The sequence below is a fragment of the Neorhizobium alkalisoli genome, from assembly GCF_002968635.1.
In the GTDB taxonomy this organism is placed as follows: Bacteria; Pseudomonadota; Alphaproteobacteria; order Rhizobiales; family Rhizobiaceae; genus Neorhizobium; species Neorhizobium alkalisoli.
Map to the genome: position 1 here is coordinate 133,184 of NZ_PVBN01000010.1, position 10,613 is coordinate 143,796.

14 protein-coding genes are annotated in these 10,613 nt (G+C 57.3%); 10 read left to right on the top strand and 4 right to left on the bottom strand.

The genetic code is table 11. The annotated features are described in order from the left end of the window. Nucleotides 1–100 precede the first annotated feature (100 nt). Both C5L13_RS20720 and C5L13_RS20725 read left to right on the top strand, forming a co-directional pair. Nucleotides 101–412, top strand: a complete 312-nt coding sequence (locus tag C5L13_RS20720; RefSeq protein WP_105385160.1) for a hypothetical protein — start codon at nucleotides 101–103, stop codon at nucleotides 410–412. Nucleotides 413–520: 108 nt separating this feature from the next. Further along, nucleotides 521–1,009, top strand: coding sequence for a helix-turn-helix domain-containing protein (locus C5L13_RS20725; protein ID WP_105385270.1), 489 nt, complete (start codon nucleotides 521–523; stop codon nucleotides 1,007–1,009). 48 nt (nucleotides 1,010–1,057) lie between these two features. On the opposite strand, the gene C5L13_RS28810 is transcribed toward C5L13_RS20725, so the two are convergent. From C5L13_RS28810 to C5L13_RS20740, 4 genes are all read right to left on the bottom strand, one after another. Then, a complete protein-coding gene (locus C5L13_RS28810) occupies nucleotides 1,058–1,606 on the bottom strand; it encodes a hypothetical protein (RefSeq protein ID WP_158693493.1) in 549 nt (182 codons plus the stop codon). Nucleotides 1,607–1,629: 23 nt separating this feature from the next. Further along, nucleotides 1,630–2,121: a thermonuclease family protein gene (locus tag C5L13_RS20730; protein ID WP_245571420.1), complete on the bottom strand. Its 492-nt coding sequence runs from the start codon at nucleotides 2,119–2,121 to the stop codon at nucleotides 1,630–1,632. A 179-nt stretch (nucleotides 2,122–2,300) separates the two neighbouring features. Then, the gene (locus tag C5L13_RS20735) at nucleotides 2,301–2,840 is read right to left on the bottom strand and encodes a thermonuclease family protein (RefSeq protein ID WP_105385162.1); all 540 of its coding nucleotides are present in this window, start codon (nucleotides 2,838–2,840) and stop codon (nucleotides 2,301–2,303) included. Next, nucleotides 2,837–3,412 (bottom strand): hypothetical protein, encoded by a 576-nt coding sequence (locus C5L13_RS20740; protein ID WP_245571402.1) that lies wholly within the window; start codon nucleotides 3,410–3,412, stop codon nucleotides 2,837–2,839. Before C5L13_RS20740 ends, C5L13_RS20735 begins: the two co-directional genes overlap by 4 nt. 171 nt (nucleotides 3,413–3,583) lie before the next feature. Between C5L13_RS20740 and C5L13_RS29345 the strand changes: the two genes are divergently transcribed. Genes C5L13_RS29345 through C5L13_RS20780 form a run of 8 tightly spaced genes read left to right on the top strand, consistent with a single transcriptional unit; the run spans nucleotide 3,584 to nucleotide 10,613 of the window. After that, nucleotides 3,584–4,507 (top strand): lytic transglycosylase domain-containing protein, encoded by a 924-nt coding sequence (locus C5L13_RS29345; protein ID WP_245571404.1) that lies wholly within the window; start codon nucleotides 3,584–3,586, stop codon nucleotides 4,505–4,507. Nucleotides 4,508–4,525: 18 nt separating this feature from the next. After that, a complete protein-coding gene (locus tag C5L13_RS20750; RefSeq protein ID WP_105385164.1) occupies nucleotides 4,526–4,864 on the top strand; it encodes a TrbC/VirB2 family protein in 339 nt (112 codons plus the stop codon). A 3-nt stretch (nucleotides 4,865–4,867) separates the two neighbouring features. Further along, on the top strand, nucleotides 4,868–5,167 hold the full coding sequence (locus C5L13_RS20755) for a type IV secretion system protein VirB3 (protein ID WP_105385165.1): 300 nt from the start codon (nucleotides 4,868–4,870) through the stop codon (nucleotides 5,165–5,167). Nucleotides 5,168–5,172: 5 nt separating this feature from the next. Continuing rightward, nucleotides 5,173–7,587: a VirB4 family type IV secretion system protein gene (locus tag C5L13_RS20760; protein WP_105385272.1), complete on the top strand. Its 2,415-nt coding sequence runs from the start codon at nucleotides 5,173–5,175 to the stop codon at nucleotides 7,585–7,587. Continuing rightward, nucleotides 7,584–8,666, top strand: a complete 1,083-nt coding sequence (locus tag C5L13_RS20765; protein WP_105385166.1) for a lytic transglycosylase domain-containing protein — start codon at nucleotides 7,584–7,586, stop codon at nucleotides 8,664–8,666. Before C5L13_RS20760 ends, C5L13_RS20765 begins: the two co-directional genes overlap by 4 nt. A 9-nt stretch (nucleotides 8,667–8,675) precedes the next feature. Next, entirely contained in the window at nucleotides 8,676–9,377 is a 702-nt protein-coding gene (locus C5L13_RS20770; RefSeq protein WP_105385167.1) for a type IV secretion system protein, read from the top strand. Next, nucleotides 9,367–9,579: a hypothetical protein gene (locus tag C5L13_RS29350; protein WP_105385168.1), complete on the top strand. Its 213-nt coding sequence runs from the start codon at nucleotides 9,367–9,369 to the stop codon at nucleotides 9,577–9,579. Before C5L13_RS20770 ends, C5L13_RS29350 begins: the two co-directional genes overlap by 11 nt. An 8-nt stretch (nucleotides 9,580–9,587) precedes the next feature. After that, nucleotides 9,588–10,613, top strand: coding sequence for a type IV secretion system protein (locus C5L13_RS20780; protein ID WP_105385169.1), 1,026 nt, complete (start codon nucleotides 9,588–9,590; stop codon nucleotides 10,611–10,613).

Consider the following 10,613-nt stretch of genomic DNA (forward strand, 5'->3'; position numbering starts at 1 on the left):
AAACCACCCGCACTACGCTTTAAACTTTAGGTAGCATCGCCGATGCGTTAAATTTTAGAGCGGATTCCGTATTACCGGACAAAGATTTCAAAGACATCGCATGAGCTTATATTCGGGCGTTGATTTCTTCCAGCTTGCTGAGCGGCACTCCGAGGCAGTCGCGATTGTGAAAGCATTGCAGCAAAGGCTTTTGCGCGAGGGGCACAGTGATGCTCAAGACTCTCTTGCCAATGCGATTGCCAGAGAAAAAGACATGCGAGCGGCGCTTGTCGAGTGGAAACCAAGATCGAACAACGAAGCGCAATTGAAGCTGCTCTACTTGGCACAGTATCTATTCGCCACGAAGAGTTCATTGAGTGACCGGGAAATGGCGGTGATCATGAATTCAATTGCCCATCTCAGCACGAAATAACAGCTGAACGGCTAGCTTTTCGTCACATCGACGCGATGTTAATGAAGTGCGTAGCCGTGGGCCTCGAACGTGGGTATGCTTTGGCGTCACGTTTGGATCAAATGGAATATGAGTAAGAATTTAGATAGCCACATCGAAGAGCTCGGGCTGCTTCAAACTGCCGACCCTGAGAATGAAAAACCCGTGTATCGCCGCCAAGGCTTCGACGGAATTTCCACGTTCGAGGAGCTCGACACCAAGTTGGGCGAAGAACTTCGTAAGTGTCGCCAGGCAAAGGACCTGAGCAGAGCAGACCTCGCGACTATGGTCGGTCTCAGTGAACAGGTCTATGGCCGCTATGAACGCAGTTCATCGAAAATGCAGGTGAGCCGGCTGATTCACCTGAGTGAAATTCTCGGTGTGTCACCGCTCGGCTTGCTTTTCGCCACGGCCCCCCACCTGTGGGGAAAAACGCCCGACGAAGCCGATACACGGTTTCGGATGATGAAATTGTTGGAAGAGCTCCCACCCGAAACCATGTCGTCGATCGTCAAACTGCTTGAAACCGTGGCGGTCCTTCAAGCAACGAGCGACGACCCTCTGCCCGCAACGCGATAGCTTTCTGCTGGCCAGCCGGGCGTTTTCGGGGTGCGCAAACAGCATGAATCAAAGGTCCAAGTTAAACCAGAAGCGGCTGGACTGGCTGGTTTGGTCATCTTTGATATCGAAGTAATAGGGGTCAGAGCGCAAGGGTCGCGCCTTGTACTCTGTAAATGAGCAGGAATTTGTTCCAGAAAAAATCCGCGTCACGCCATCGGATGTCGTCCGGCGCTGACCGCCATTCGACGAGCCCAAAAAGCGCTGCCCTCCCCTGCACTGGTTTACGGCACGCATGCACCGTGACTGACCTCGGACAGACATCGAGTGCTGATCGTCACCGTCCGTTGGCGTCCATCCCGCAGGGCATTCGGCATATCGCTCATAGCCCGGGGACCCCGCTCCTCCCTCGGGACATGTCGGCCATGAAAATCCAGGCTCCTTCATCGCCGAAATCAATTTTTCCATTGGCGGATGGCAGCTTTCAACCCCGCGCCAAGACGGATTGGAGGAGGCCGCACAAAGCAAAACTTCACAACCCCATTCGCTGGCATCTGCAGATGTCGTGGCCAGTCCGGCGAAAGCCATTGAAGCGAAGAATGCGAGAAGGTATTTCATTGGACCCTCCGTTGCTCAAGGGGTTATCGATCCCGACGCTTTGGCTGGCGCCGCGCATCAAGGAAAGGTGGTGAGATCTCGCTGTCGCGCTCCCTAAGCAGATTGATATCGGCCTGCGGCCTGCGCCCCAAGGTCTTGTCGATCGCTTTCCGGCGCCATTCCGGCATGTCGAGCACATAAGTTCGCCACATCCCGTAGCGCGCCGTCATCGCCGACTGTTGGGCCTCAACGTAACGCCCGTTTCGAGGAACCGTGCTCAGCTTCGCCCATCCGACCCTGAGCATTTCCAGCGCGAGATCGCGGTTGCCGACCCGGCACTGGCCCGCTAACGCAAGCGAGGAGCCGTCTGCAACCGCGTCACAACGAACGCTGTGGCGGCGGATCGTCCTCTTCAACCATGCTTTTGCCAACGCGCCGCACGGTATCGGCGCCAACGATGGCGCGGTCACAGGCGTTGCCTTGGGATCGAATGACCATTGCACCAAGTCGCAACTGTCTATGTCGGACAATCGCACAAGCATCCTGTCCGCCGGAAACCAGAGGGTCCGTCCGTCAACGACCGCGACCCGACCGCTCACGACGGTACGCTGCAGGGTCTCTTTGAATGCAGACGGGCCTTCATCCGCCAAGTCGGCGGCCGCGGAGCAATCATACGCCGAAATGGAAATCGCAACCGCACAGATGATACGACGGCTCATTTCAAAGCTCCCGGCTTCCTGGCTGCGCGGCTCAGTAATATGGCCGGATGTTGAACATCGTTGAACTGCCAGAGACCGCGCCGTGCCTCTCTGGCCCCCTGCTCTGCAACGGCATAGGCGGGGTAGACCGGCATCCCGGCGCTATCGAGGCTCGCAAAGCCGTAACCCTCGCTGATCATCATCATCGCAAGATCGAGCTTCTGACCGCCAACGAACGCATAGCAGACCGCAAAGGTCAGGTCCGTGCGACCGGCAACAGGGGCGCAAACTGGTCGGGTGTCCTTTACGAACGCAGCAAGCACGGCGATTGACGCCTCGCCACAGTCACGCCTGTTTCCCGACGCGTCGGTATAAGGGGTGCCCCTCAAGCATGCTTGAAGACCGTAGAGGCGATACCGCTTGCCAGCGGACATCCAGGTGTCGCCCGTCTCAAGCACTGTGCCTGGGGTGAAATCGAAGTAGCCGGCGGGCGCAGCGACAACGGCTTTAGTGGTTGTAAATGCCAAGGCCAATGCAGCGAGCAATGTCATCTTCATTGCTTCTGGACTCTCGGATCGGCCCACATGCCGAAGCCGCCCCTACTCGTCTCCTCAGCCGCAAGGAGATCTGGACGCATCGGCGTGCCATCAGGTTTTTTTGAAAGCCGCAGTGCCCCAAGCGATACGAGCTGCTCTTCAAGATTATCGACGGAATCGAGCGACCCGGGATAATGATAGTATCCGAAGCATGTAACATCCTGCAGCGACGCGTCGCGCTCAGTTAAAAACGCCCGGCAAAATATCACCTTCGCTGTCTTTACAAGAATCGCTAGTTGCTGCTGAGCGTAGGCGGCACAGGTTCCCGCGAACCCTTCCTTCTGATTGACCATGTCGCCAGCGCAGGGTTCCAGCCCATAGAGGTGCAGGCGGGTCTTCGCATCGATAGCGATGTCAACTGGCGTGTCCACGGCGAAACCGTTTGCAGAGGCAAAACCCTTTCGATCCAGCACCTTCCCTGCTGGATCATAGTACTCCACGACCAGAACCGTTTTTCCCGGCGCAGCCAACGATTTTACGTAGGTGGGATCGATCGTCCCGCCCGCCCAAGACGATGGCGCGACCAGGAACACGCACACCCCTACCAATAGTGCCCGTCTACGGCTCCTTACGTTTCTTGTTCTCAGCACTGCAACTCCAACAGGTGATTTTTCTCTTTTCGGCCGAAACTTTTCGATATAATGATGAACACAAATGGTAACGGAATCAATCGAAAAATCGCGTGCGCCCGGGAGAGACTCAACTTGTCCGGGGCAAACGATCAGTCGCCGGCTCAGATTAAGACAAAAGGGATTGCCGTGTTGAAGATCATATCATCCTCCCTCATATCGACCCTCTTCATAGCGTCGCAGAGTCCAGCTTTTTCGTTTGATTCTGCTAGGTTTTATTCGAACGACATTCACCCTGCGGATTTCGGCGGATCTGAGGTCAGCGTCGAAGAACCCAGCCAAAAAGACACGTTCGGGCTAGCGCCCTCGGGGCGAATCGACAGAGTCTCGTCCGATACCATTTCGAACACAAATGGTTCGTCTATCCCGGAGAGCTCCCTTCCGACCGATACCTCCGGTACCAACGCAAAACCGATTCGGAATTTGAACACATCATATTCAGATGCGCGCATCGCTCACGGCTCGATGAGCGAATGCGGCCCCTCGCCGATGACTGCCTCGGAAATCGAGGAACTCGTTGCGCGAACCGCACAAGCTTACGGTGTCGATCCGGGCTTGGCCAAGGCGATTACGTGGGCGGAAAGCCGGTTCGACCGAAACCGCAACAGCGAACAAGGCGCCCGCGGTCCGATGCAACTCATGCCCGCCACGGCGAGCGAACTTGGCGTAAGGGAGATCTGCGACCCGGTTTCAAATATTGATGGTGGCATTCGTCACCTGAAGCTGATGCTCGAAGAATTCCAGAATCCAATCCTTGCCGCAGCCGCTTACAATGCAGGTGCGCAAGCCGTCTACGACAACGGTGGCGTGCCTCCATTTAGCGAGACCGTTCGCTACGTCGCGGCGGTCATCAACCATCAAATGGGTCTGCAGATCCCGCTGAAGAATCGAGCCCGTGGAAATTCTGCCGGCATCGGATCCCCCTCCGCCAACGAAATGGCCAGTGATGTGATCGGCGCCCGAGGCAGCCGGTTCATCAAGGGCGTCATGCAGTTCTGAAAGCAAAGGAGACGTCGAATGAACACCAGCCTTTCTTCGCGCAACAAGAGCGCAATCCGTGTAGCCGGTTTGATGTCTGTGATCCTTGTGTCTCAGCTCATCACGGCTGACTACGCTGTGGCGCAGGCAACCAACCAGGCATTCGCCCCGCTTCAGACCGTCGTGCAGGCCGTGGTGGACTTCATCACCGGCCCGTTTGGTCGCCTGGTCGCCATCATTGCCGTTATCGGCTTGGGTTTCCTGGCCTTCGCCGGGCGGTTGAGCTGGTTCACCGCGGGCGCGGTCGTACTTGGCATCGGCCTGGTATTTGGAGCGCCTGCGATTGTTGACCAGCTGATGTCCACCGTCGGGAACTGACCGATGGCAGAGTTTGAAGACGACAAGCCAGTATTGACGCCCCTGATCATCGGTTTGACCCGGTCGCCGACGCTCTGGGGCGTCCCCTACATGGCCGTCGTCATCATCATCGGACTGACGATCATTGCCTGGCTTGCCACAAACACTGTGTGGGCGTTGCTGACGGCGCCGCTCGCCTACGTGATCCTGTTCACGCTGTGCACCTGGGACAGCCGAATCCTCGACGTGCTGCAGGTCGCAACACGTCTGACGCCCAAGACCCCGAACAACGCATTTTGGGGTGCCAACTCTTACGGACCGTGACGATCATGCTGAAGCTCATTCGAGAAGAACTGGGGTTTGGAAGCAAGCTCAACCGCGAAAGGCCGATGGCGAAGCATATCCCCTACCTGAGGCATGTCGCCGACACAGTCGTCAAGCTGGAGAGTGACGCATTGCTTTCGGTCATTCGCCTCAACGGGCTGTTTTTTCAGACCGAGGGTCAGGCCGAACTTAATATGCGATCCGTTGTGCAAAACACGATGATCAGGGCGCTCGGTTCGAGCCGCTTTTCTCTTTGGTCTACCGTGATCCGGCGTCAGGTCGAGAGCGATCTCGAAGGCGATTTCGCTGACCCATTCTGTGACCTACTCAATCGTCGTTACATGGCGCAATTGAGCGAAAAGCGCATGTTCACCAACGAACTTTATTTGACAGTTATCCGGTCCGGAATGCGCGGTGCACTGGCTATCGGGGACAAAGCGCGACGCCTTTTCGACAAGGCAGGTTCTCGCGACGCGGTGGACGACCAGCTGCGCGAAGAGGTCAGTGAGCTCGAAGAACTTGTCGGAAACATCAGCAAGGATCTTCAGAAATACGCTGCCCGGCCGCTCGGTATCGTGCATCGCAATGACGAACCCTATTCTGAGCCGTGCGAGTTCTTCCAGACGATCCTGAGCTGCGGCATTCCCCGCCGCATGCGCTTGCCCCGGATGAGCATTTCCAACTATGTCGGGAGCTCGCGCCTGCATTTCTCTCGGCGGACCATGCAGGCGCAGGGACCGGTGAAGGAGGATGATCGGTTCGGGGCGATGCTGTCGATCAAGGAATACCCTCCCTTCACCGGCCCCGGCATGTTGGATGGACTGCTGCAGGTCAATCACGAATTCATTCTGACTCAGTCCTTCACCATCACCGACAAACCGATCGCCCAAGAGCGCATCTCCCGTTTGAAACGCCAGATCGCAGCTTCGGATGAGGCCGGCAGTGATGTTGAAAACGATATCGACTTTGCCCTGAACAGCCTTATGAACCAGGAGGCGGTTTTCGGCCTCCATCACATGACCCTGTTATGCTTGTCGCGCGACCTCGATGGGATCAACAAGTCTGTTTCCGACCTCGGCGCCTGCCTGACGGACATGAACATCAACTGGCTGCGAGAGGATCTCAATCTTGAAGCGGGCTTTTGGGCCCAGCTACCGGGCAATCACAGCTACATCGCCCGGAAGGCGCTGCTCTCCAGCGCTAATTACGCCGGTCTGTCTTCGATGCATAACTTTGCCAGTGGACAGACGGACGGCACGCATTGGAACACACCGATCACCATTCTGGAGACGACCAGTCAGACGCCATACTGGTTCAATTTCCACCGCAGGGATATAGGTCATTTCCTGGTGACGGGTCCGACGGGCTCGGGCAAGACCGTCGTCTTAACCTTCCTGCTTGCCCAGGCCTTTCGCGTACGACCCGCCCCCAAAGCCGTTTTTTTTGACAAGGACCGGGGCGGCGAGATCTTCGTTCGGGCCATGAACGGTGCCTACGAGGTGCTGACACCTGGCACATCGTCCGGGTTCAATCCCCTGCAACTGGAAAACAACGGACCCAACCGCGAGTTCCTGCTTCGCTTGCTCAAGGCGATGCTCCAACACGGCGATGGCAGGGATTTCGATCAGGAAGAGGAAGACATTCTTGAAAGGGCATTGCTGCGGCTGATGCAGGAGCCGGCAGCCCAACGAAACCTTGCCAACCTCTCCGGTCTTTTAATCGGCCGCGCCCGCGCCGGACCAAATGACCTGAACGCCAGGCTCAGACCGTGGATCGATGGCGAAAAGGCTTGGCTTTTCAACGCGCAGCACGACGTTCTCACCTTCTCTGAGCAACAGATATTCGGGTTCGACATGACCAGCATCCTCGACAATGAGGAGCTGAGGACGCCCGCGCTCATGTATATTTTTCATCGACTGGACGAGCTTCTCGACGGCAGACCGGTGATGATCTTCATGGACGAAGGCTGGCGCCTTTTGCGGGATACGACGTTCAGCGACTTCATCGTCGACAAGATGAAGACGATCCGCAAGCTGAACGGCATCGTCGGCTTTGGCACGCAGTCGGCTGCCGACATTGCCCGCGCGCCGGCATCGCACACTTTGATCGAGCAATCGTCGACCAACATCCATTTCCCCAATCCGCGTGCGGACGAGGAAAGTTACATCAGGCGCTTTGGGCTAACGGTGAAGGAATTCAACTTCATCCGAACGACACCTCCGGAAAAGCGGACTTTCCTGATCAAGCACGGCAATGACAGCGTCATTGCCAGACTTGACCTCAGCGCGATGCCGGACATGGTCAAGGTCTTGTCCGGCCGCAAGGAGAGCATTGAGGAATGCGGACGGCTAAGAGATGAGCTGGGTGATGACCCTCTTGCTTGGCTTCCCAAATTTTGCGGTTGGGAGGCGTGGCCATGAAGCGTTTCGCCCTTCCCTTGTTCGCTGTCGCGGTGTTCGCGGTTCCTGGTCCAGCCTGGGCCGACGTCCCCGTTGTCGATGATACAATTCTGCAGGAAGACACAGCGCGCGACGAGACGACACGCAAAATCGAAACGACCGACAAGGACCGTCACACCATCAACACCTCGGTCACCTGCTCCATGTACCGGCCCTCCCGTCGCAACGATCCGGTCGGCGCCGCGGAGCAAAACGCTGAAATTTCCGGCCTCGTACGCCGTGTCGCTCGTGAAGAGGGCGTCAATGAAAACGAGTTCCTGGCGCTGGTCTACCAGGAGAGCCGGTTCAACCCGTGTGCCAAATCCGGCATGGGCGCGACCGGGCTGGCCCAGTTGATGCCAGGCACCGCGGCCGAACTTGGCGTCAACGAACACAATATCGAAGAAAACCTGCGGGGCGGCGCGCGTTACTACAAGCAGCAACTGCGCCGCTATAATGGCAACGTGGCCCTGGCCCTTGCCGCCTACAATTCCGGCGCTGGCAACGTCAACAAATATGGTGGCATTCCGCCGTTCAAAGAAACGCAAGGCTATGTGCGCAGCATCACGCAGGATTGGCTACCGGCCTTCGGCGGATCCGACAAATCAGGCATCCCACTGAACTTTGGTGGTGGCGAGACTGCCTACACCGGTATGCGAAACTCCACGCTAAACGCCATGGGTACGACCACGGCCACCTCGGACAGTCTCTCAAATGTCGGAAGCTGGTATCAGCAGTTGGCCGGGCTCCAGACAGGAACCATCCAGGACAGTTGGGACCACAATTCCACGGTGCGTAACGCCAACCTGGAAATGATGAACAACGTCATCAAGCTCGGCACCGCCATGGCCGACCTCATCAATTCGCGCAATGCCGTCACGACGTCCAACCTTTCGAGTTCGTCGCAATCCGCATCGAACGACGAGGACGAAGACAAGCCCAGGGACACCACTGGTCTCTGCGATCCAAAACTGAACCTCATCTGGGATCCCGAGCAACGAGCCTGCATCAAAAAACGCGAAGCTGCCTCCAACGTTCAGCTGTTGCTGCAACCACAATAGGAGCCAATCATGAAACTGTTGAAAGTGACTGCTGCGCTCGCTCTTTCGCCACTTGGCGTCGCCCATGCCGATGTGCCGGTGATCGACAAGAAAAACTACGAGATCGCCAAAGAGACTGCGGACACGACCACCAAGATCCTCGACACCAATTCGAACATTCTGAAAACGGTCGAGGACACCCTAAAGGCCGTGACAGGTGACAGAGGCAGCACGTCTCAACCGCTGCAGAACCTCGCCATCGGCCAGGGTTTCAGCGTCGCTTCGATGCCGTCTCTCGACAGCCTTATCAAAGGTGGGGTTCCCGACTTCGGCAGTATGAGTGGTGACATCTCCAAGGTCGCGACAACCTTCATCAACGGCCTGCAGTTGGTGAAGTCGTTGTCCGGTAAGGAAAACAGCACCTTCTCTGGCGACAAATCCTATGAGCAACTGGTCAACACTGTGCTTGGTGTTTCCGCCCTGATCAACGGATCGCAGAAAGCGACGGAAGCGCGGCGCGATGCGTTCGAGGCTGCCGGCCAGAAGATCGGCACCGCCGAAGATATCAAGGGCTCCATCGACCAGAACACCCAGTTGCAGGTGCAATCCGGGCTGACCCTCAACGAGATGATTGGCGTCATGAATGGCGCGGTATCGTCCCTGCAGGCCGACAACCAGCGGCGGCTAACCGATATCTCGAACAGCAAGAAAGCGCTTGCCTATGGCGATTAATGGCGCGCCAGGGCTCCTGCTTTCCTGCGTCCTGTCTACATCTGTCCTGCTCACCAGCTGCGGGACGGTCAAGGAAAAGACCGCTCCCTGCAAACGACCGGCCGAACTCACATCTTATGCGTCCGATCCTCGGCAAGGCTGCGGGCCAATGCGGCGCGTGAACGACCCAGCCGCCGCCTTCGCTGCGATCGGGCTGGAATAGGGGCTACAATGGAAGACTTTCTGGGTGACCTGCTTCAGCGAATCGAGGATTCGGGAACGTCGTTTTCCGAGCAAGCCTACACTGTCGTCGGACAGGAGATCTTGCCCCTCCTACAGCTTATGCTCGTTGCCTATGTGGCCTATTACGGCTTGCAGCTCTTTCTTGGAACAGCGCGTATCGGCGTTTCGGAGATTGTCGGCCTCATTGTCCGGATGATGATCATTCTCGCGCTCGTCAGTTCGTGGGCGAACTTCAACAATCTGCTTTATCAATGGATCAACGATACCCCCGAGGATGTTGGACGAGCGATCCTGGCCGCCTCCGGCACGGGCATCACCGAACCCACCAATGGACTTTCACAGATCTGGCGCACAGCCAACCAGGCGGCGTCCGCATTTGCCGAGCAATCGGGGTATTTTTCGATCCTTCCCAGCATGATCGGCGTGCTGATCATGGTTGGCGCGGGAATTTTCATCGCCGTCGCACTGGCGATCCTGATCCTGGCCAAGGTCATGCTGTGGGTGCTGATCGGCACCGCGCCGATTTTCATCGCCTGCATGCTGTTTGAGAGAACTCGTGGCTATGGCGTCGGCTGGTTCAACCAGGTTCTCACCTACGCGCTGATCCCCCTGTTCATTTATGTCGTTGCATCCTTCCTGATCGCCGCGATGAATCCCGAGTTGACAAAGATTGATGCCGCCAGCGGTTCCAGAACCCTCACGCTCGCCGATATTGCCGGCTTCCTGCTCCTCTGCGCCGCCGGTGCCTTCGTCATGCTTTACGTTCAGTCGATTGGCCAGGGCATCGCCGGCGGTGTTTCATCCGGCGTTGGATCATTTGGGATCGGAATGGCCAAGAGGTTCGGCATCACCGCTCCGTGGGCAACCGCTCGCGGAGCAGGTGCGGTTGGCCGCTCCGCATACCGCGGAGGTCGCGCCCTTCGCGACCGGTACAGATCCGGCGGGGACGATGAGAGTTCCGGCACCAAGGCCGCAATGCAAACGAAAATCACGCAGAACAGTACGCCGGCATAA

Bases quoted from the DNA above. Each gene is read 5' to 3' on its own strand.
- C5L13_RS20720 (WP_105385160.1), top strand. From the start codon at position 101: ATGAGCTTATATTCGGGCGTTGATTTCTTCCAGCTTGCTGAGCGGCAC.
- C5L13_RS20725 (WP_105385270.1), top strand. From the start codon at position 521: ATGAGTAAGAATTTAGATAGCCACATCGAAGAGCTCGGGCTGCTTCAA.
- C5L13_RS28810 (WP_158693493.1), bottom strand. From the start codon at position 1,606: ATGAAATACCTTCTCGCATTCTTCGCTTCAATGGCTTTCGCCGGACTG.
- C5L13_RS20735 (WP_105385162.1), bottom strand. From the start codon at position 2,840: ATGAAGATGACATTGCTCGCTGCATTGGCCTTGGCATTTACAACCACT.
- C5L13_RS20750 (WP_105385164.1), top strand. From the start codon at position 4,526: ATGAACACCAGCCTTTCTTCGCGCAACAAGAGCGCAATCCGTGTAGCC.
- C5L13_RS20755 (WP_105385165.1), top strand. From the start codon at position 4,868: ATGGCAGAGTTTGAAGACGACAAGCCAGTATTGACGCCCCTGATCATC.
- C5L13_RS20760 (WP_105385272.1), top strand. From the start codon at position 5,173: ATGCTGAAGCTCATTCGAGAAGAACTGGGGTTTGGAAGCAAGCTCAAC.
- C5L13_RS20765 (WP_105385166.1), top strand. From the start codon at position 7,584: ATGAAGCGTTTCGCCCTTCCCTTGTTCGCTGTCGCGGTGTTCGCGGTT.
- C5L13_RS20770 (WP_105385167.1), top strand. From the start codon at position 8,676: ATGAAACTGTTGAAAGTGACTGCTGCGCTCGCTCTTTCGCCACTTGGC.
- C5L13_RS29350 (WP_105385168.1), top strand. From the start codon at position 9,367: ATGGCGATTAATGGCGCGCCAGGGCTCCTGCTTTCCTGCGTCCTGTCT.
- C5L13_RS20780 (WP_105385169.1), top strand. From the start codon at position 9,588: ATGGAAGACTTTCTGGGTGACCTGCTTCAGCGAATCGAGGATTCGGGA.